This window comes from Photobacterium panuliri (assembly GCF_059920555.1).
Genome location: NZ_CP197192.1, coordinates 2,287,756 through 2,307,613, shown reverse-complemented (window position 1 = coordinate 2,307,613; position 19,858 = coordinate 2,287,756). Strand labels below are relative to the sequence as shown.

The following is a 19,858-nucleotide window of genomic DNA, read 5'->3' as shown; positions in this document are numbered from 1 at the left end:
TGAATGCGGTTACGTGATCGGTGGTTAGTTGGCTAACGCGATGAAATAAGAGTGTTGATTTGCTGCGGGTAGAGGCAAAATCTGACGGGAAGTTTGTCGATGATTTCTCCATCACACTGAAAATATTCGTTGGTGCTATCACTGACTGCGACACTGGGTGTTTGTTGATAGAAGGCTGCGGGGTGTTGGTTGATTTTCCCGTTCAACAAATAGGGCGTGCTGATAATCCTGTGCCAAAAGGGGATGTCCGTAATCGAAAGCACATCCAGTAAACCGTCATGGCTATTTGCCATTGGGGCAAACCTCATACCCGACCCTCCATATTGTCCGATACAAACCATGGTAATGAGGGCCTTATGGCGCTTGGTGATCTTGCTGGCTGCATGGCCATCCCCGCCTGTTAGCGGTGCTAACGTTAGGGTCATTGTATTCGCAGTATAACGATAGAGTGATTTGAATAAGGTGAGATAATAGCGAAGGGATTTGCCTCCGGCGGCCCCCATTTGTTGAATAATATGGCTATCTAGCCCAGTGCCCGCAATATTGAGAAATGCGTGGTGCGAAGCATACTCTTTACCATATTGAGCAATGCCGACATCGTGGGGGGCTTGGCTGGCATTGAGGAAAAAGCGAAGCCATTTATTGGGGGAGTGGGGAATATGATGAAACCTTGCCCAGTCATTTCCCGTTCCCCAGGGTACAACACTTAGGGTGAAGTTATTGAGCGGAAGTTTGCTTTGAAATACCCCTTGCAAGATATCATTTACAGTGCCATCGCCACCGACTGCGATAAAGTTACGAATCCCCGCATTTGCTCGCGAACAGGCTAATGCCCTTGCTTGAGAGGATGATGTTGTTATTGCGTGCTCGAACGTCACTGAATGCGATTTCAGCCGTTGATACAAGTCAGGCCATTGACGCGCGGCTTTGCCGCCGCCGGCATGGGGGTTGATGATAAAGCACCATGGACTGCTTACCGCTTTATTCACTTTGATTATATTTGCTTTTGAATTCACTTACGTAACCACTATCTTGCCGGACATGGCAGTGGGTGACAAGATGGCTCTTGAGTGTTTTTCGGGCTCGTTGCAAGCGCGATTTCACAGCAGGCAGTGAGAGTTGTTGCTGATGGGCATATTCTGCCTGTGGCATGCCTTGTAGATCGCATTTTTCGATGATGTCTCTTTCGCTTGCTCCGAGTTTGAGCATCACCCGCGGTAGGCATTTTTGCATCTGGACAATGGGTTCACTATGCAGTGAGTCGTCAGCGATGGTTTCGTCGATACTTTCGGATTCCACTTGTTTTCGCAGCGTATCGATATAATGGTTTTTGACCATTTTGAATAACCAGGATTTACTGTCATCCAGATGGCAGAATTGCTTATTGTTGCGCATGGCCTTGATGAAGACATCTTGCATGATGTCTTCGACGACTTGTGGATCGCCGGTGCGTTTGAGTAGCCAGCGGGCGATTTGCTTTTCGTGCAGTTGCCAGGCATTGAGCAAGCATTTCATGGTAGCTGTATCCGTTCTTGAGGTGCTTCGTTATGTCTTGTTCTGAAATTAAAATATAACCCCAAGAGGGCTCTTTCTTAGGGTTATATATCACAAATGTTGCCGTTAGGCTGGTTTGTTAACTTTGCAGTAGTTCAGTTACCCGATCTGGCGTTGGGACCGAACCGGTATGCTTGACTTCGCCATCGATAGCAACCCCTGGCGTGCTCATGATCCCAGCCAGCATGATTTGTTCGAGATCAGTAACTTTTTCAATGGCAACCTCTAGCCCTAAAGCCTTCGCCGTATCTTCAAAGTGCTTCATTGTTTCGTTGCAGTTATGGCAGCCAGAACCATAGATTTTGATAGATTTCATGGGAGATACTCCTAATAAAAGTAATTGAATAGCCAGCCGGTAATAGAGATGGCGACAAATAAATAGCCGATGACAAGGGCCAACAAGCGGTAGCGCATGACCTGTTTGAGCATCATGAATTCCGGTAAGCTGACGGCGACGGCACTCATGCAAAATGCCAGTGTTGTCCCAAGGGGGACTCCTTTGGCAATTAGGCTAGCCATTACAGGGACGATCCCTGTGGCATTGGTATACATCGGGATTGCGATTAGCGATGCAATGGGGACGGTCCACCATTGGCCTGCCGATAAATGTTCGTTAAACCATTGTGCAGGAATATAGCCGTGGATAAATGCCCCGATCCCCACACCGATGATGACCCATTTCCAGATCCGCTTGAAAATAGTCTGCATTTCAGATTTGGCAAATTGATGCCGTTCAGACCATGTTAGCGAATGGGTATTTGAGTCTTGGGATGGGTTGATGCTCGATCCGTTATCGGTTTGGTAGATTTTGGCCAAGAAGGGCTGCAGCCAGCGGTGCCCCTGAACTAAATCAACCAGCAAGCCTGCGCACATGCCTAGTGTGATGCCGATGGCAATATACATGAGGGTAAATTTAATGCCGAGAATACTGCCGAGCATGATCACGACAACTTCATTGATGAGCGGTGAGGTGATCAGGAAGGCCATGGTGATCCCTACCGGGATTCTGGCTGAGATAAATCCCATGAAAAGCGGGATTGAGCTGCAAGAACAGAATGGGGTAATTGCACCGAATAACGAACCGAGGAAGTAGCCAGTTCCCCTGTGCTTACCTTGCAGGAATGATCGAACTCGCTCGACATTGAGTGCCGCACGTATAAAGGCTATGAAGTAAATTAATACGGCAAGTAGTACCAGTATTTTGGTGGTATCTTCAATAAAAAAATGAAGGCCAGTCCCTAACGGGGAGTCGGGAGAAAGTCCGAGCTGTTTGTATACCAGCCAATCGGCAAGGTGGGTGAAACTATCGAGCATGGTGCTTTTCGCTATAAAAATGGTGACTGTTACCTAACACGTAACAGCGGCGGAAAAGATGCATTTTTTTTTGAGTTTTATGGCTACATGGCGAAAGTTAGCCTTGGTGGGGATGATGGGCGTAATGCTTGTTGCAGAAGAAAAATCCCGCAGGAGGCTGAGCCTGCGGGTTGTTTGTCGTATGGAGGGGAGGAGTCAGTGCAAGATAGGCTTTGAACGACTCTCAATGTATTTGGGATACATTGAGAGTCGTTATCTTAATGTCGTTAGTATTCTGTCAAACTCGTTAACGATGGACCTTTAATATAACCACATGCTGACGTATATTTGGTTTCAGCTAGTTCCATTTTATCTGCGTACTTTCTGTCCATTACATAATTGGATTTAACATCGCTCTCTAGCTCTTTGACTAAATGATATAGTGTGACGAGGTAGTTATCATAGAGATGCTTGGAAATTTTACGGTCACTATGGTTATAGTTAATCGGATCGTAAGTATCTCGTAGAGCTGTATAAGATGGGGTGAATTGGCTCTGCTTCCAATTATTGAATGCCCTTTCAGTGACGTTATATTTGTATGTGACACCAACTGCATAAATAAGTGGTTGGATTTCATAATACATCTTTCCGGCCACCTCGCAATCGCTAAGATTTCGGAATTTTTTGAGCTTGCCGTCTAATGAGATACCGACCAGAGACTTTATTTTGTCTAGGTCTTTTTGGGTCAAGTCAATGGTAGTACTTGATATTTTAATATAATTTACAGCTTTGGCATCATCTGTTTTTGGTGCTGCCAGCTGTGCCGATAGCATCACTTTCATGTGATTTGAATCTTGCTCAAGAATGAAAAGATGAAGCCGAGAATCACTGTCTTTTGAAAGGGTAAAGCGATTCTTTTGATCGTAAAGACTTCCGGTAAAGTTCGGATTATTGTTTTTGATGTTAGCGATGTCTATTCCACTTGCGATGTCACGAAATGCTGAGTGGTTTAGGGTCATGAACAAGCACTGGTCATTGTCATTTTCTTTACATAGCTGGAAAGTAGCAGCAGTTTCCTTATTAAGGAGAAATCCCCCATAGATATCTTTTAGTTTATAGGTCGTGTTATCGATGGGTTGAGCATGCGCTAGAGATGAAAATGCGGACAGAACACAGACAGTTCCTAGTAAGGATCGAAGATTCATTGTTTTTCCACTTGTAAAAAAGGCTATTTTAAACAAATTTGTCAGTAATCCAATTGAAAAAATACACTTTATGCCAATAGGTTATGTTGACGTGCAATTTGGCCGAGTGTGCAGTTCACTTATCAAGGTACCTTGTTGTCGGATATAATGCCGGCCTTTTTATTTCCCAGTTTGGAAAGGTTAACAATTGGTTGGTACTTATAAATTTACGATCGCAGGGGCGATGGCAATTTTGCTGTGGAGCGCTATTGTCGGGTTGGTGAGAAGTGTTGCTGAGCAATTGGGGCCAATTGGTGGGGCCGCCATGATTTACAGTATCAGTGCGGTATTCTTGGTGATTTTTGTTGGTGTGCCACGACCAAAAGTGTTTCCTTTACGCTACTTGTTGGTTGGTGGCGGTTTGTTCGTGAGTTATGAGATATGCCTTTCCTTGGCTCTGGGGATGGCAAATAGTCGGACTCAGGCGGTGGAAATGGGGTTGATAAACTACCTGTGGCCATCATTGACGGTTTTAATGGCAGTGGTTACAAGCAGCAAGCCTGTCAGTAAGTTGGTCTATCCGGCGATTGCCTTATCGTTTTTTGGCGTAGCATGGACAGTGAGCGGTGATGGGGGCTTGTCGCTGACGCAAATGGCAGTAAATGTCGCGGATAATCCGGCCAGCTACATCATGGCGTTTGTCGGGGCATTTATTTGGGCTTTCTATTGCAATATTACTAAGAGATTGGCCGACGGTAAGAACGCGATTACCTGGTTTTTTATCGCAACGGCGATAGCTCTTTGGGTCAAGTATGGCATTAGCAGCGAGTCGGCTTTGGTCTTTACTTCGCAGGCGGTTAAGGACTGCTTGTTGGCAGGTGTTGTGATCGGCAGTGGTTACGCATTGTGGAATATAGGGATCATTGGCGGCAACATGATGTTACTGGCAACGTTGTCGTATTTTACACCGTTGCTTTCTACCTTTTTTTCGGCGTTTATTTTGGATATTACGCTTACCGCACAGTTTTGGCAGGGGGTGACGATGGTGACTTTTGCCTCGCTGGTCTGTTGGTGGTTGACGCGTGAGAAGAAGGCTCGCCAAGATTAAATGGTAATGATGCCACTATCGAAGTGGCATCTCTTTTAGGCTGGGCAGCATGCTTGGAATTCTGTGCGTTGATGCTGCCGTTCCTAGTAGATGTCATCAAATTTAGACAGCGTCAGCTCTTTGTTGCTATTGCATACTGACGTGTATTTCTTTTCGGCTTTTTTGATTGTTGCCTCTATATCGTATGTTGAATTAATGTCGTATTTGGCCTTATTTTCTAATCCGCTTACCAACGTACCTAATGCAACAAGGTAATCGTTATAGACTAATCGTGAAATTGTTCGATTATGTTGATAGTTAATCGGATCATAAATGCCTCTAAGAGCTTTGTATTTCGGTTTGAACGTTTTCTTTCGCCAATCATAATAGGTACCTGGTCCGACACTGAATGTGGCAATGAAACCAGCCGTATGCATGAGAGGTTGAACTTCATCATATAGTTTGCTGGCAAAATCGCAGTCACTGAGCTCCTGGTACTTATTTTCACCACCATTTAATGATATCCCAAGAAGAGACTTTAAATGATGAAGATCTTTTTGGGGAAGGGTGATGATATTGGGCGAAAGTTGAATGTAGTTAACGGTATCGTTGGTATCCTTTTTAGATGCCGCTAATTTTGCCGACACCTCGATTTTCAAACTATCGAGGCTTTGTTCAATCACGGCGATCTTCAATGCAGAGTCGTTATCTTTTGAGAGCGTATAGCTTTTGTTTTGAAGATAACTACTAGCAACAAAATTTTTGTTATTGCCCTTGATGTTAGTTATATCTATACCACTTACGACATCCAGTAATGCAGAGTGGTTGAGGGTGACATAATAACATTTTTCATTATCATTCGCTTTGCAGAGCATGAGTGTGGCAGCGACTTCTTTATTCAGGAGAAAGCCACCATAAATATCCTTGAGTGTATAAGCACCCTCTGTCTGTGGTTGAGCTGATATTCCAGATGTAAACGTGGATAGGAGGACACAGAAAGCTCCTGACAGTGTTCGTATATTCATTGTCTTTCCAATGCGAATGAAGAATGTCTTATGTTAACAAAAATATTAACAATGGTGTTGAAAATTAACTGAATTTATTCCCATGGAGATTTGATATCCCGATGGGAATAAATATTTGTGGTGATAAATCATATTCCGTCAAGATTTATCGCGGTGATTTTTTTTAGACGCTCGCGATCGCAGAGATAAGCAGAGTCAAATTCGGCGCTATTGATCTGGTTAATGCTATCGACGAGTTTGACGGAGGTAATATCATAGCGAACAAGGTTGGCCATTCCATGAACCATCCCTCCGAGCGCGATGAGATAATCATCATGGACGATTTTTGAGGCTTGTCGATTTTGATGATAATGGATCGGGTCATAAAGCTCGCGCAGGGCTTGATAGCGTGGCATAAAGCTTTTCTCGCGCCATGCATAGTATTCGGTTTGGCTCGCCGTTGGCGTCATAAAGCGCATTGCTTCAGCCATAAGGGGGGCGGTTTGTGAATAGATCTGGTTGGCTAACTCACAGTCGTTCAGTTCGCTGAATTTTTGTTCTTTGCCATCCAACGAAACACCTAATAGGGATTTCAGTTTATGGATATCCTCTTGGTAAATCGTGAAGGTGCTGGTGGGTAGCCGGACAAAAGTCGTGACTTCATCTGGTTTTGTTTTCGGTGTTGCCAACTGTATCAGTATTTTTACTTTCATGTAGTCGTCGTTTTGTTCGACCACAGAGAGAATTAGGCCAGAATCTTGTTCTTTGGATAGCTTAAACCGCATTGATCTTAGCTGTGCGGTGGCAACTAGGTTGGGGTTGTTATCGCGGCGATTTTGGATACTGAAACCACTTAGTAAGTCCAAAAAAGAGGAGTGGTTAAGTGTAATGAAATAACACTGAGTGGCGTCTTCTTTCTGGCATAGGTTTATGGTGGCGCCCAGTTGTTTGTTTTGTAAAAAGCCACCGTAGAGATCTTGTACTTTATAGATATTGTCTACGAGGGGTTCAGCAGGTTGGGCATAACTACTGGTCGCGAGTAGAATTCCTATTGCTCCTAATAAGGTTCGCAAAGTCATAGGGTATCCGAGAGGCAAAAAAGGCATTGTAACAAAATCGTTCCGATGTTACCTCTTGAGCATTGATTAAAATTCAATGATTTGATCTGGGGATTGTCTATCTAATAGACTGTATGGATATCTAAGGAGAGATGCAGAATGGATATATGCAAGATAAAACATGTTGTGTTTGATGTCGGGAATGTCATTGTTCGTTGGTCGCCGATAGAGATTGTTCGTCTTACTTTTGGCGAACAGCCTCAAGATGAGGCTGAACAGTTGGCGAGTTGTATTTTTCAGAGTGACATCTGGCTTGAACTGAATAAAGGGCTGCTGAGTGCGCAACAAGCAAAAATAAGATACGAGCAAGAGTTGGGGCTTTCAGCAAGGGATTGTGAGCAATTATTTTATTACATCATGCATACCCAGTTGCTTATTTTTGGTACGGTTGATCTCATCAAGCGTCTAAAAAGTGCAGGCTATCGTGTCTATGCGCTGACAGATAACGTGGTCGAAATTGTCGATCACCTAAAATCAACCTATGATTTTTGGCCGTTATTTGATGGTGCGGTCGTTTCGGCCGACTTGGGTTTATTGAAACCCCAGCTGGAAATCTATCAGTCGTTGCTCTCTTGCTATCAGCTAGATGGTGATGAATCTGTATTTATTGATGATATGGCGCGAAATGTTGAAGGAGCGAAACTAGCAGGTATGTCAGCCATTCAATTTGAAAATGCTGCCCAGTGTGAACAGGCGTTGCGGTTTCTTGGTTTGTCATTTCCAGCACACTCAGATGAAAGTTAGATCTGAAACAGGCATTCATTATTGAATGCCTGTTTCAGCGACATTGCGGTCTCTGCGATATTGGTTTATTTGATCCAAATTTGCTTGGCATTCACAAATTCTCTGATGCCGTGAGGCCCCAGTTCCCGGCCGTAACCGGATCGCTTGATCCCTCCGCTGGGCAGGCGAGGATCCGTTTTGACAATACCGTTGACGGCAACTTGGCCGGATTCAAGGCGTTCTGCGAAGTATCTGGCCTTTGTGCTGTCTTGCGTCCAGATTGCCGCTCCAAGACCATATGGGGTGGCATTGGCTAGCCGTAGCGCTTCTTCGGTATTGTCGACGCGGCGGACAACCATGACTGGGCCAAAGATTTCCTCGTTCATTGCGCAGCTGTCTTCCGCGACATTGGTCAGCAAGGTCACCGGATAGAAAAAGCCATCGCTGTCGGGCATGTCACCACCCAATAGGCAGTGTGCGCCATGCTGGATAGTTTCGATGACTTGCCGGTGGAGGTTATCGCGAAGATCGGTGCGGGCGATGGGGCCGATATCTGTGTCGGGGTCATTGGGATCACCGACTTTGAGCGCAGCAAGACGGGTATAGAGTTTGTCGACAAACTCATCATAGGCTGGTGCTTCGACAATAATGCGCTTGGCGGCGATACATGATTGCCCCGCATTGATAATCCGTGACAGGGTCGCGGTATCTGCAGCCTGATCCAAATCGGCATCAGCAAGAATTATGCATGGATCTGATCCGCCCAATTCCAATACGGCGTGTTTTATCTCGCTGGCTGCTGTTGCTGCTACAAGGCTGCCTGCTGACGCCGATCCGGTAAAGGATACCGCCTGAATTGCCGGGTGACGAATGGCGAACTCGACGTTTTCATTGGCAATGGGCAGGTTGACGATAATTCCGTGTGGCGCTCCGGCTTTTTCGAAAGTGTGGATGATGGCTTCGGCACAGCCCTGTACATGGGGATCGTGTTTCATTACACAGGTATTGCCCGCCATAAGGGTTGGGGCAATATAACGAAAGGCAACCCATAACGGGGCGTTCCATGGCAAGATACCTAGGATCGGGCCAAGAGGCTGGTAGTGGACATAGCTTTGGGCGGCATCGGAAGGGAGGATGTCATCTGCAAGGTATTGTGCGGCATGTTCAGCATAATGCTCAATGCACCAAGCGGATTTTTCTACTTCGGGGGCGGCTTCTTTTACCGGTTTGCCCATTTCATCCGTCATCAGCTGGCCGATGGTGAGCTTGTCAGTTCGCAGCTGTGTGGCCACCTTGCGTAGAATATTTGCGCGATCCTGATACGAAAGCCTGCGCCAGTGCTCAAATGCCTGCTGAGCCTTATCGATAACCTGCGGTATCTCACTTTTGTCTAGTGTTGGATATTCATGAAGGAGCTGGCCTGTCGTGGGGTTAATGGTTTTCAACATTCTCTCCTCCCTGCGGTCTGTTAGTACGCTCAGTGGTTGCGTCGCTTTTGTTAATTGGACTTTCATGGGGGTGTTTGCCGAGGCTTTCGTCCGTCGAGCCAGGATTGATAAGGCTGATATTGTTTTCTGCATCTGTTGTTGAATTGGAGGTAGAGCGGCTGGGGTGGACAACAAAGTCCCTGTCTAGGGTAAAGAATGATTCAATCCCGTTATCTGTGACATAGATGGTATCGGATATGCCGCACGTTTTGGTTCCGTCGACACCCCACATCCAAGGGATAATATGGAAGGTCATTCCTTGTTTTAAAATCGCAGAATCACCTTGCTTCAAGCTACAGATATAGCCTTCATCCCAACTGGGGGGAAAGGCGATGCCAATCGAGTAGCCTGAGCGCGAGATAAGTCTGGCCCCGACATCATTATGGGAAATAATATTGCGAACCAGATTGTCGACATCCGAGACAGTCATACCGGGCTGGACGTAGCTGTGCAGAGTATCCAGCGCTGTTTTCATCAGCTCTTGTGCTTTGTACATGGAGTCGGTGAGCTCGCCATTGATGACAGTACGCATCATGGCGGTATGGTAGCGTCGAAAGCATCCTCCGACTTCGAGAAATACATGTTCGCCGGGTTGGATTATCCGACCTTCCCATGTGGCGTGGCCGATCATGGTTCGAGGACCGGCTGTCACATAGGGCATTACAGCAGGGGCTTCGCCGCCCGCCTTGAACATGGCGGCGCTAATTTCCGCCGCGATGTCATTTTCGCTTACGCCCTCAACCGCCGCTGCCAGACCCGCCTTCATACCGGCCTCGGTGGCAATCGCGGCTTTGCGCATAATGTCGAGCTCGGCTGGCGATTTGCAGATCCGGCCTTCTTCGACAATCCCAAAACAATCTAGCAGCTTGGCATCAACCAAGGTGGTGTGGATGAAATCCTGTTGGTAGGCGGGGAAAAAGTAGCTATTTCGTTCATAGCCAATACGTTTGTTGGCCAAGTTGAATTCACGTAGGGTCTCAACCAGCATCTGGATGGCATCGCCCGTATCAGGGTAGGGGCGGGTGTGCTCTACCCATGTCCTTGCTGTGACGTTGGATTCTTCCATCGCTCTGGTGATCATGATCGGCTCTTGCTCTAGCGGTACGATGAGAGCCTGAAAGAACGAGTAGCCTGATGTCTGGTAATCTGTGAGGTACATGATGTTTTCGGGATCCGTGATAACAACCGCATCCATGCAGCGCTCTTCGATTCGTCGCCGGAGGGCGTCAAGCCTTGCTTGGTATTCTTCCGGGGGGAAGGTCATATCGTCTCTGGAAATCATTTGGCACCCTCCTTGGTTTTTTCGATTGCCTCGATGACAATAGCCATTCCCGTATCAAGATCACTATCCTCAATGGTCAGCGGGGGGATAAGCTTGATTACGCGTCCACCGGTTCCACAGGCTCCGAGTAACAAACCGTGGTTGAAGCAGTGTGCGACCACCTGCTTGGCCTGTTCGCCGTCGGCCAGATCGATGCCTATCATCATTCCTTTGCCTCGTACCTGTATTTTCGGGTCATTAGCCAGTTGGGTTAGATGTTTTATCATTCGTGCCCCTTTGCGTTGTACATCTTGGAGAAAGCCCGGGTCTTCGAAGTACCTAAGGGCTTCTGTTCCGGCAACGAAAGAGAGGTTTTGGCCGCGGAATGTGCCTGTGTGTTCGCCGGGGGACCAGTGATCATCCCATTCAGGTTTGACCAAGTTCATGGCAAGCGGCGTACCTAGCCCGCCGAGCCCTTTGGCAAGGCAGACGATGTCTGGATCAATTCCGTATTCGTCAAAACTGAAAAATGTTCCCGTACGGCCCATACCCGCCTGAATATCATCGATAATCAGCAGTGCCCCTAGCTCTTTTGCCAGTTGTTGAAGCGCCAATAGCCATTCTTTATCGGCGACATTAACCCCGCCTTCGGCTTGAACGACTTCAACCATGAAAGCTGCGGGCTTTTCCAAGCCGGATGACGAATCATGGTACTGGGCCTGGAGTCGATCCAGTTGAGTTTTACCGCAGCCGAGTTGACAACCAAGGCATGGCGATTCGCAGCCAAAAGGCTGGTGGATAACATGGTTTAGGGGAACACCCGCCGCACCGCGGAAGTAGCTGTTGGCGGTGGCAGCCAGTGAGCCCAGTGTCATGCCGTGAAAGGCATGGTGGAAGGCGACAATGGTTTGCCGCTGGGTAACACGGCGAGCCAGTTTCATGGCGGCTTCAACGGCGTTAGTGCCGGTCGGCCCGACAAATTGCATTTTGTGGGACATGTTTCGTGGCGAAAGTACTACCTCGACAAATTTTTCCATAAACAGGCGTTTGGCACTGGTACTCATATCTAGGCTGTGGAGAACACCGTTGTTCTGGATATATTCAATCACTGCCTGTGTCATCTTTTTATTGTTGTGGCCAAAATTCAAAACGCCGGCCCCGGCGAAAAAATCGATATACTCGCGGCCGTTCTCGTCGGTTTGGCGGGCGTTGTAGGCAGTGGTAAATACAGTCGGGTAAATCCGGCAATAGCCACGAAGGTTTGATTCGCGTTGTTCAAATATACTCATTCTCCGCTCCTTATCTGTCGCGCAGGTATATATCTGGCAAGATGGCTTATTCACTGTCTCTGTCGGAGAGACCTTAATGACAAGACGTGTCTACGAGTTGGTGAGCAGTTACGCGCTCAGTAGGCATTTGGGTGCGGAGACATAAAGGTAGGATTGCAAAGGCTAACCAAGCCTGATTTGGGGCGGAATATAACGATGTGGGCTGTGAGTCTCATAGGCGATCCCTCGAATAGAAAGTAGGACTCAGTCACAGGCGTAATATTTATCTACTACATAGGAGTATCAGATGGATACTAGCTATTTAAAGCTGGCACAGAGTTGATATCTTTGCAAATAACCCATGAATATCACCGTTGCTGTATTTAAATATGATGGATGATGAGCATGCGGCTTTTGCCTAATGATTATTTTAACTCTTTGACCTTAATGTTCTTGCTGCTGCGATGTGCAGAAAATAATGATTTTTTTACGGCTGTTATGCCAATGGTTGCTCATTTTCATTCCTTTCAGAATTATGGATGAGACATTTTTTTGATTGGTTGATATTTAAAAGAACGATATTTGTTTTATTTCAAATTCTTAAGTGGTAGTTTTCTTCTTCTTTCATCAAGCTTAATAGGCATTTGCTGTGCGGTATTTTTCGCTTTTTCCTTTGGTTGCGGCTTTGATTGGCAGCCCGGATCTTATTGCCGATCCTCTTACTGATTTCCAAAATGAATTACAACACCCTACGTTAAGTGCAGAAAAACGATTGGCGTTGGCTGAGTCGATTACTGAGCATACGGCGTGGAGTGCAGCAATGTTGGCCCAGTATTACTATACGGGCGAAGGGTTAAATGCCCCCGACAAAGATCGCGCATTGGCAATGTTTGAACTGAGCGCCCAGCTAGGGGATGCCTATTCGGCCTACAGTGCTTTCTTGGGCCATGTTCAGGGATGGGCAAGTCAGTCTGATCCGGCGAAGGCCTCACCGTATTTGTGGCAAGCTGCCAAAGCTGATATTAGGCAATCACGTCTTTATCTGGCCGATGGTTACCGAACGGGTAACTATGGATTGCCAGTGAGTGTACAGGCTGCTATGCAGTGGGCATATTCGACAGAAGTTCCGCCCGAAATGCATCTTGACATGTGTGTGCAAGAAGACCCGCTTTACCAGAGCCGGCATTGCGTAACGGACTGGATAGAGCCGGCTGCCGAGGAGGGTAACCCTGTTGCCAGTTACTTGATGGGAATGCAGGCGTTGCATGGTATCGGTATGTTCCAGCCTGATCCTAAGATGGCCGAAACGTGGTTTAGCAAGGCTGGCGATTATGGTCCCGCATTATTTGCCCGTGGTGATGCTCTTTATGCGGAGCAAGGCGGAAGCTTTTTTACCGATGACGATCGTAAAGAGATGGAAAGGCTATTGCTTGCTGCCGCACAGGCTGGTGAACCGCAAGCGTTTACTGAGCTGGCATATGTTCAGATGGATAAAGGAGACACCGAGTCGGCCTTGGAGCTGCTGAATCAGGCTGATGTTATCGGTGCGTGTAATAGTACATGTAAATATCAGTTATCCCTGTTGCTGGAAAAAAGTGATCCTCAAAAGGCTGCCCGCTATTTAGATAATGCCGCAAATGAAGGTGATGCAAATGCCTTGCTAGAGAGTGCCCTTAAGCAAGACCCTAATTTGCCCGATACCCGTGCCAAAATTTACTACTCCGCTATATTCGGGAATGTAACGGCAATGCTTTGGTTGCAAGATAGAGCCGTTGAGGCAGGGGACAAGGAACGCGCACTTATTTGGCGGAGGGAAGCGGCTGCTTTTCAGGACCAATTGAGTCAGCATGTCTTGTCGAGGGGCGATGACCAGAGTGGGGAATATGAGTCTTTTCGGTACTGGGATACTCGTTACCTCAGTTTCTATCAGTTTGATGAAGAAATAAATATTTTGGCAGACAGTGGTCGACCAGAGGCGAGAAAAGAGATCATTGAATATATTCGTCATCGTGGCCAGAAGATGAAGAAGCGCTATATAGAATTGCTCTCCAAACAGGATGATCCTAATTATTATCTGGCGCATAACCGCCAGTTCGAAAAGATGTACCGAGTTCGCTCGCGCGCTATGTCTCTATCACCATGGTGGGTAGATAATGTATCACCGAATAGACCTCAAAAGGTGGCTTTTAGTCGTGATGAGAATTCAGTGCCTGAGCAGTTTGAAGATGGCCGGGTGCAGTTAGATGGAGTTTGGAACCCACCAGAGATGCTGCCGTTTAAGTTGTTAGCTAATAATCTGGCTGTGCAGCAAAGTCATTGCGGCTATTTGTTCAGCCGGGAGACGGGTGATAACTTGTTTATTCACTACTTGAAGGGGGGATGTCGACCTGATCCTGTGATTCAGGAACACCTCCAAGTGGAAGGAGCACAAAAGCTCGTTCATAACGATGCGGCATCCGCAGCCTTGTTGTATGACGGTAGTGTTGTTACTTGGGGCGGGGCAATGGCGGGTGGCTCGCCGATTTTGGCAGCCTCTAACTTTGAAGATTCGGCCTACTCGAATTTGGACGATGAACTCAAAGTTTACCGTCGTTTACAAGGCAATATAATTGATATCGCCCCGGTTCAGAGCCATTTTCTAGCGTTGGAAAATACAGGTAACATCTTGCTTTGGGGGCCGTTGGCCTATTATTTTGATCATGAAATAAAAGGTGATTACCAGTTATTGGCTGCCAGCCCTGACAGTGACCGTTTTTGTGCTTTGCGACGTAATGGCGATGTGCACTGCTGGAGTTTGGGGGAAGGCCCAGCATTGCGTATTGAAGCCAATAGTATGGTGAGCCTAGCAAAAGTCGAGGATACCTTTGATACTTTTGCGATGCTTGACGAGCAGGGGCAGCTTACGCTGAAGTCGATGGTTATGCAGCAGGATACTGACGATTTACTACCGACATTGGATAAAAAGCAACGCTGGAAAAAATTGGATCAGGTAATTGTTTTTGGTCACTTGCGTACATTGTTGGTGGATACTAACGATAAGCCTTATTACTTTAAGCAGAATAACGGTAAGTTAGAGCTGAAACCATTAAATACGGCCTCTCGAAATATATTGTTGGCGACATCACCAGAAACCGCTCGATTTATTTAGTTACTCGATTTACTTAGTCAATGGCTATCCAATCCCCCCATCATTTGGGGGGATGTTGTATTAGGGGGCGATTGCGGTCGCGTAACTCGACATATTGTGATGAGTGAGAGGGGCTTTGTTTTTTTATTTTTTATATTTATGCAATAACGCCAGTGGGATATGACAGTAGTCGTTAGGATGTAGGGTGAGCCGATCTTGGTGTTCATCATCACTTTTCACATAATTGGAGAGTGGTTTCACTTCAACAGCAATGGCGGGCGACGACACTGAATTTGCTTCTAAAGCGGCAATATAACATGCTGCTTGTTCAAGATGACGTGGATACTTGCTATATACGCCAGTACGGTACTTTTCCCCGATGTCCTCGCCTTGTTGATTGATGCTGTACGGATCGATAATTTCAAAGAAGTAGCCCATCAATTCGGTTACTGAAACTTGTTTGGGATCGAATACAGTGCGTACACATTCGGCGTACCCATCGTACTTACCTTGGGTAGTATGGGCTGTCCCGTTGGCTCGTCCGGCTTCTGTTGCGATAACGCCTGGTAGGTGGCGCATATATTCTTGAACGCCCCACAGGCAACCACCTGCAAAATAGATTTCTTCCACACTTATTCTCCGGATAGCGATGCAAACATCGGGCTTGATGGCACCGAGGGGTGACAGTAACGCTGAAAAAGAATGAAAGTCAAACTTTGGGGTCGGGGAGTACGAAATGAAACAGGCAGGACAGACCTGCCTGTGGAAGGGCGTATCGGAGTTACATCACCTTTTGGACCAAGATAGCTTCCTTAGCCACGACCTTATCCTGATAGATCACTTCGAACAGCCACTTGCCTTCAACTAACTCCCAATTTTCGGTGAATTGCCACATCGCCAAATTGTAGTCGTTGAGGTACATATTATCGCCCCAGCTACTGACGGTAAAAGGCTTGCCACCATTGGGTGGGGTGATAGTCGGGTGGGTCACACGAACCGTGATGGCGAACTGGCGAGGCAGTTGTTTTTTGCCATCAGCATTTTGGGGCAAGCGTACCGAGTACTGCATGCCGACATAGTCACCGATATCAGCCAGAACCAAGGCTGGGCCTACGACTTCAAACCGCCCGTTGTGTTGGGAGATAAAACCTGCCCCTAGTACTTCAATTTCAGGGTTTTCTGCGGGCGCGACAGCATGGTGTTGTGCCCACGGAGTATTGTCAGCAGACAGCGTATTGCGGTTGAAGTCGATAGGTAGCTTGATGGTTTCCAATGGGTTGTTGAACAGCACAATGGATTCTGGATTGGTGAGTGAACTAAGATCCAGCTGGGTTAACTGGTTGTGATTCAGGCTGATGGTTTTCAGGTTATCGGCCGTGCCGAGGTTGACGCTGGACAGCTTGTTCTGGCCGGCATGGAGTTCAGTCAAGGCGCTGACGGTACTGGTATCAAGTGCGGTAAGGTTGTTCTTCTGCACATTGATATAACGTAGGGATGCGCTTGTAGGTAACGTGATGCTGTCGAGGGCGTTGTTTGACGCTCGAAGATCCAACAGTTTTGGATTATGGCTAAGATCCAGTGCCTGCAATTCACCGGTTGTCACATTGAGTGAGCGCAAGTGTGGATTATGACTGAGATCCAGCTCTGTGAGGTGATGGCGGCTGATCCCAAGATCTTTTAACGCAGTATTGCCCGAAACATCCAATGCCGAAATTGGATTTTTGTAGGCATACATTGCGGTGAGTTGGTCTAGCCCTTTCAGGTTCACCGATGTGATTTTATTATCGTCGATGTTAAGTCGTTTCAGGCGCAAATTGTTTGAAACGTCTATTTCGGTTAAATCATTATTGCCCACCATAAGCGCTTCAAGCAGAGGATTGTGGGAAACATCCACGCTGGTCAGCCTAGCATTAGACAAAAAGAGCTTTGTGAGCTGGTGGTTGTGCGATACATCAATGTCCGTGATCGGGTTATCAGACAGTACCAGTTCTTGTAGGTTTTGGTTAGCCGAGGTATCGATAGATTTAATGCGGTTGTTGCTAAGGCGCAGTATTTGCAAATTAGGCATCAGGCGAATTTCATCTACCGAATGAATACCCCAGCTACTACAGTCAAGTTGGGTAATATCAGTCAGATCTTTGGCGTTACTGTGAGATATACACTGGGCAAAAGTAGGATCAGTGAACTCGATATCGGAAATAAATGATGGGGAATGCGGAGTCTGGGCGCTGCTACAGCCTTGCAGTAGTGCTGGAATCAGGGCGACAAGGCTTGAGTTTAATAATGGGCGTTTCATTTTTATTTTTTGTTTTAGCAGGAGCAATTTTGGGCGCTGGCTCTCTGATAAGAAGCCAACATGCCCAATCATCTACGCAATGCTAAATTTAACCTATTGTTTTTAGCAAATTGATAAGAGAGTTATTCGCTTCTTATCTCAATAAACAAGCGGGGTATTATTCATTCACCGCTTTAGAATCATGCTTTTTGCTTGAGGCTTTTGAAGCCACTTTATCTTTAGGCGTTAATTCAACCACTGGTTTCTGTTCTGCTGGGTGAGTGCTACCGAAGAACTTACCACCGCGCTCAATGCTCAAATTGTCACTGTAAATAGTGCCTGATACGACTCCTTTCTCTAGGATTTCAATCGTATTGGCATAGCAAGTCCCTTCAACATGACCGTTGACTACGATTTTGTCGGCATAGATTTCGCCTTTCACTTGACCCGTATTGCTGACTACCAGGTTTTTCTCAATACGAAGTTTACCTTCAATAACGCCATCAACCTGAATATCGCAAGTTAGTTGGAGTTCGCCAGTGATATCGCATCCCTTTGCGATGACAGTTGTAGTTGCATGCTGACTCGCTGTTCCACCTTGTTTATTAAAGATGCCCATTTAATTTTCCTCTCTTTTTCGAAAATATGTTCAAAATTATCCACGCCCCAGTCAACAAAAGAGCTAGGGTTCAGCGCTCGGCCCACGAAGCGAATTTCATAATGTAAATGCGGCCCTGATGACAGTCCGGAATTGCCCGAATAACCAATTAGTTCGCCTTTGTTTACAAAGTCACCGCTGCGAACAGCGAACTTTTGCAGATGGGAGTATGAGGATGTGAACCCGAAAGAGTGCTGAAGCCGCAAAAAGTTACCTGACCCTTTGTTGCTTGGTCGTACAGTTTCAACTACGCCATCCGCAGGTGCATAAATCGGCGTTCCGATATTTACGGCAAAATCGAGTCCTCGGTGCATACGCTTTTCACGTGTAATTGGGTGTATGCGCACGCCGTACAATGATGAACGCCTTGCATCTTTGACCGGGGAGCCGTTTGGTAGACTATCGAGAATTGTTAATCTGACAGCTGAGTTTATTGCAGCAACATCAAGACGTACTTCCAGTCGTGTATCTGCATCGGTGCTGACGCCAAGTAAAGATTCAAGTTCCCCCAAACGGTCGGAAACCGTACTTAAACGTAACTCTCGCTCATCCAAATCACTTTCTAGATCGGATTTAAGCAGTTTGAGTGCGTCAAGCTCTTCATTCATAGAAGAGGACTGTTTTTCCAGCTCTTCTTGTTTTACTTTGGCGAAATCGACCTCATTTACCAGGTACCACATGGTGCCGCCGGTCAGTAACGATGCGATAACGACGATAGAGCACGCCCAACGCAAACCGTTTTGCGATTTTCTTCCTAAGCTAAACTGTCTAGAACCGTTTATCGAGGATACCGAAATTGTGATACGTTCCTTCATGGCACTACATTTATAAGCAAGTTTCTTAAACACAAGGCGACCGTTTGCGTGTTTTCCTTAAGGCAGATCTCGAGTTGTTTTCTGCAATGTTGAAATATTGCTTATGCTGAAGCAGGCTGTAACAGCGTCATATTTTTGTCAGGGATGGATAAGTAGATAAAATATAGTCTAATGCTTTGACTTTAAATGGAATTGGTAAGAGAGTTATTAAGAATAATGGCTTTCAGCGAGATGTAGAGAATGTTGGGGTTGCTTGGCGTTGTAGTTGTTAATGTGTTATTGGCATTGGCCTGTTTTCTTTGTGTTGGTCTCTGGGGCCTTGGTGTTCCTGGGGTAATAAATTATCAATCGCTTTATTTTTGGTTGTGGTTGTCGGCCGGGATGATACTTGGCTGTTATTTTTTATTTTCTCTTTCTTTGTCTTGGTGTGGTATTTCTGCTTTGTTTGCAGCTAATGATGGACAATCATTGTCTGTATCCGAATTATATATTCGTACAGTGGTAGGTCTCGGTGTGTTTGTTGTACTTGAGGCGATAGTTTATAAAATGATCAAGGTTTTCACATCATGATTTTACGGTGTTAGGGGCGGTGTTGAGTTCGATGAGGGCGATAATGAAAAAAATAGCAATATTGTTTTTTAGTATCATCATGCTGGTTGGTTGCAGTAAACCACTGCCTAGTGATAAGTGGTCTTATATCGGGGAGTGGGTCAGCGATGATATGTATTTGTTGATTCTTCCTGATGGCTCAGTGTCTTACGAGCGAGTAAAAGAAGGGGCGAGTACGTCAATAAATGCGCCGTTGCAAGAATTTATCGGCGACGACTTTACTGTCGGTTTTGGCTTTTTGAATACCAAGTTTATTGTTTACTCTCCGCCTTATGAATCTGGTGGTGAGTGGTTCATGGTGGTTGACGGTGTCAAGTTAGTTAAGGTTGATGGCTAGATGGTGGTTGACCACCGCGATATGGCACTGGCGGCGCGATTCTGTTCTGGATAGGCAT

General features: G+C 46.4%; 19 protein-coding genes. 5 read left to right on the top strand and 14 right to left on the bottom strand.

The genetic code is table 11. The features are described 5' to 3' along the window. Positions 1-32 precede the first annotated feature (32 nt). From ACSF8X_RS10700 to ACSF8X_RS10680, 5 genes are all read right to left on the bottom strand, one after another. Positions 33-1,016, bottom strand: coding sequence for a diacylglycerol/lipid kinase family protein (locus tag ACSF8X_RS10700; RefSeq protein ID WP_500849906.1), 984 nt, complete (start codon positions 1,014-1,016; stop codon positions 33-35). After that, on the bottom strand, positions 982-1,515 hold the full coding sequence (locus ACSF8X_RS10695; RefSeq protein ID WP_047879208.1) for a sigma-70 family RNA polymerase sigma factor: 534 nt from the start codon (positions 1,513-1,515) through the stop codon (positions 982-984). Before ACSF8X_RS10695 ends, ACSF8X_RS10700 begins: the two co-directional genes overlap by 35 nt. A gap of 118 nt (positions 1,516-1,633) precedes the next feature. Continuing rightward, positions 1,634-1,870, bottom strand: coding sequence for a thioredoxin family protein (locus ACSF8X_RS10690; protein ID WP_500849905.1), 237 nt, complete (start codon positions 1,868-1,870; stop codon positions 1,634-1,636). Between the two features lie 11 nt (positions 1,871-1,881). Continuing rightward, positions 1,882-2,868, bottom strand: a complete 987-nt coding sequence (locus ACSF8X_RS10685; RefSeq protein WP_500849904.1) for a permease — start codon at positions 2,866-2,868, stop codon at positions 1,882-1,884. A gap of 266 nt (positions 2,869-3,134) precedes the next feature. Next, entirely contained in the window at positions 3,135-4,052 is a 918-nt protein-coding gene (locus tag ACSF8X_RS10680; protein WP_500849903.1) for a hypothetical protein, read from the bottom strand. Between the two features lie 187 nt (positions 4,053-4,239). Between ACSF8X_RS10680 and yddG the strand changes: the two genes are divergently transcribed. Continuing rightward, entirely contained in the window at positions 4,240-5,139 is a 900-nt protein-coding gene (gene yddG / locus ACSF8X_RS10675) for an aromatic amino acid DMT transporter YddG (RefSeq protein WP_047879212.1), read from the top strand. Between the two features lie 83 nt (positions 5,140-5,222). Here the strand turns inward: yddG and ACSF8X_RS10670 are convergent, their stop codons facing one another. Beyond that, a complete protein-coding gene (locus tag ACSF8X_RS10670; protein WP_500849902.1) occupies positions 5,223-6,143 on the bottom strand; it encodes a hypothetical protein in 921 nt (306 codons plus the stop codon). Positions 6,144-6,271: 128 nt separating this feature from the next. Then, the gene (locus ACSF8X_RS10665) at positions 6,272-7,201 is read right to left on the bottom strand and encodes a hypothetical protein (RefSeq protein ID WP_047879214.1); all 930 of its coding nucleotides are present in this window, start codon (positions 7,199-7,201) and stop codon (positions 6,272-6,274) included. Positions 7,202-7,339: 138 nt separating this feature from the next. On the opposite strand from ACSF8X_RS10665, the gene ACSF8X_RS10660 reads away from it, so the two are divergent. Further along, a complete protein-coding gene (locus tag ACSF8X_RS10660) occupies positions 7,340-7,984 on the top strand; it encodes an HAD family hydrolase (protein WP_500849901.1) in 645 nt (214 codons plus the stop codon). Positions 7,985-8,049: 65 nt separating this feature from the next. Here the strand turns inward: ACSF8X_RS10660 and ACSF8X_RS10655 are convergent, their stop codons facing one another. From ACSF8X_RS10655 to ACSF8X_RS10645, 3 genes are read right to left on the bottom strand one after another with little or no spacing between them, the layout of a single operon-like run. Then, positions 8,050-9,411: an NAD-dependent succinate-semialdehyde dehydrogenase gene (locus ACSF8X_RS10655; protein WP_500849900.1), complete on the bottom strand. Its 1,362-nt coding sequence runs from the start codon at positions 9,409-9,411 to the stop codon at positions 8,050-8,052. Next, positions 9,395-10,732: an ectoine hydrolase gene (gene doeA / locus ACSF8X_RS10650; RefSeq protein WP_500849899.1), complete on the bottom strand. Its 1,338-nt coding sequence runs from the start codon at positions 10,730-10,732 to the stop codon at positions 9,395-9,397. The genes ACSF8X_RS10655 and doeA overlap by 17 nt, the downstream gene beginning before the upstream one ends. Further along, complete coding sequence (locus ACSF8X_RS10645) at positions 10,729-12,000, bottom strand: aspartate aminotransferase family protein (RefSeq protein WP_500849898.1); 1,272 nt, start codon at positions 11,998-12,000, stop codon at positions 10,729-10,731. The genes doeA and ACSF8X_RS10645 overlap by 4 nt, the downstream gene beginning before the upstream one ends. A 628-nt stretch (positions 12,001-12,628) precedes the next feature. Here ACSF8X_RS10645 and ACSF8X_RS10640 point away from each other — a divergent pair. Beyond that, positions 12,629-15,127 carry a tetratricopeptide repeat protein gene (locus tag ACSF8X_RS10640; protein WP_500849897.1) on the top strand — a complete coding sequence of 833 codons (2,499 nt, stop codon included), beginning with the start codon at positions 12,629-12,631 and terminating at the stop codon, positions 15,125-15,127. Positions 15,128-15,250: 123 nt separating this feature from the next. On the opposite strand, the gene ACSF8X_RS10635 is transcribed toward ACSF8X_RS10640, so the two are convergent. The 4 genes from ACSF8X_RS10635 to ACSF8X_RS10620 form a co-directional block, all read right to left on the bottom strand. Next, the gene (locus ACSF8X_RS10635; protein ID WP_500849896.1) at positions 15,251-15,736 is read right to left on the bottom strand and encodes a peptide-methionine (S)-S-oxide reductase; all 486 of its coding nucleotides are present in this window, start codon (positions 15,734-15,736) and stop codon (positions 15,251-15,253) included. A 151-nt stretch (positions 15,737-15,887) separates the two neighbouring features. Next, entirely contained in the window at positions 15,888-17,402 is a 1,515-nt protein-coding gene (locus tag ACSF8X_RS10630) for a leucine-rich repeat domain-containing protein (protein WP_500849895.1), read from the bottom strand. A gap of 157 nt (positions 17,403-17,559) precedes the next feature. Next, a complete protein-coding gene (locus ACSF8X_RS10625) occupies positions 17,560-18,000 on the bottom strand; it encodes a bactofilin family protein (RefSeq protein WP_500849894.1) in 441 nt (146 codons plus the stop codon). Next, positions 17,904-18,854 (bottom strand): M23 family metallopeptidase, encoded by a 951-nt coding sequence (locus tag ACSF8X_RS10620; protein WP_047879264.1) that lies wholly within the window; start codon positions 18,852-18,854, stop codon positions 17,904-17,906. The genes ACSF8X_RS10625 and ACSF8X_RS10620 overlap by 97 nt, the downstream gene beginning before the upstream one ends. Before the next feature lie 240 nt (positions 18,855-19,094). Between ACSF8X_RS10620 and ACSF8X_RS10615 the strand changes: the two genes are divergently transcribed. Continuing rightward, entirely contained in the window at positions 19,095-19,424 is a 330-nt protein-coding gene (locus ACSF8X_RS10615) for a hypothetical protein (protein WP_157037844.1), read from the top strand. A gap of 43 nt (positions 19,425-19,467) precedes the next feature. Further along, entirely contained in the window at positions 19,468-19,800 is a 333-nt protein-coding gene (locus tag ACSF8X_RS10610; RefSeq protein ID WP_053062477.1) for a hypothetical protein, read from the top strand. Positions 19,801-19,858: the final 58 nt, after the last annotated feature.

What these genes read in the sequence shown, in the direction of transcription:
- ACSF8X_RS10695 (WP_047879208.1), bottom strand. Translation starts at nt 1,515, where the DNA reads ATGAAATGCTTGCTCAATGCCTGGCAACTGCACGAAAAGCAAATCGCC.
- ACSF8X_RS10690 (WP_500849905.1), bottom strand. Translation starts at nt 1,870, where the DNA reads ATGAAATCTATCAAAATCTATGGTTCTGGCTGCCATAACTGCAACGAA.
- ACSF8X_RS10685 (WP_500849904.1), bottom strand. Translation starts at nt 2,868, where the DNA reads ATGCTCGATAGTTTCACCCACCTTGCCGATTGGCTGGTATACAAACAG.
- ACSF8X_RS10680 (WP_500849903.1), bottom strand. Translation starts at nt 4,052, where the DNA reads ATGAATCTTCGATCCTTACTAGGAACTGTCTGTGTTCTGTCCGCATTT.
- ACSF8X_RS10670 (WP_500849902.1), bottom strand. Translation starts at nt 6,143, where the DNA reads ATGAATATACGAACACTGTCAGGAGCTTTCTGTGTCCTCCTATCCACG.
- ACSF8X_RS10665 (WP_047879214.1), bottom strand. Translation starts at nt 7,201, where the DNA reads ATGACTTTGCGAACCTTATTAGGAGCAATAGGAATTCTACTCGCGACC.
- ACSF8X_RS10660 (WP_500849901.1), top strand. Translation starts at nt 7,340, where the DNA reads ATGGATATATGCAAGATAAAACATGTTGTGTTTGATGTCGGGAATGTC.
- ACSF8X_RS10655 (WP_500849900.1), bottom strand. Translation starts at nt 9,411, where the DNA reads ATGTTGAAAACCATTAACCCCACGACAGGCCAGCTCCTTCATGAATAT.
- doeA (WP_500849899.1), bottom strand. Translation starts at nt 10,732, where the DNA reads ATGATTTCCAGAGACGATATGACCTTCCCCCCGGAAGAATACCAAGCA.
- ACSF8X_RS10645 (WP_500849898.1), bottom strand. Translation starts at nt 12,000, where the DNA reads ATGAGTATATTTGAACAACGCGAATCAAACCTTCGTGGCTATTGCCGG.
- ACSF8X_RS10630 (WP_500849895.1), bottom strand. Translation starts at nt 17,402, where the DNA reads ATGAAACGCCCATTATTAAACTCAAGCCTTGTCGCCCTGATTCCAGCA.
- ACSF8X_RS10625 (WP_500849894.1), bottom strand. Translation starts at nt 18,000, where the DNA reads ATGGGCATCTTTAATAAACAAGGTGGAACAGCGAGTCAGCATGCAACT.
- ACSF8X_RS10620 (WP_047879264.1), bottom strand. Translation starts at nt 18,854, where the DNA reads ATGAAGGAACGTATCACAATTTCGGTATCCTCGATAAACGGTTCTAGA.
- ACSF8X_RS10615 (WP_157037844.1), top strand. Translation starts at nt 19,095, where the DNA reads ATGTTGGGGTTGCTTGGCGTTGTAGTTGTTAATGTGTTATTGGCATTG.
- ACSF8X_RS10610 (WP_053062477.1), top strand. Translation starts at nt 19,468, where the DNA reads ATGAAAAAAATAGCAATATTGTTTTTTAGTATCATCATGCTGGTTGGT.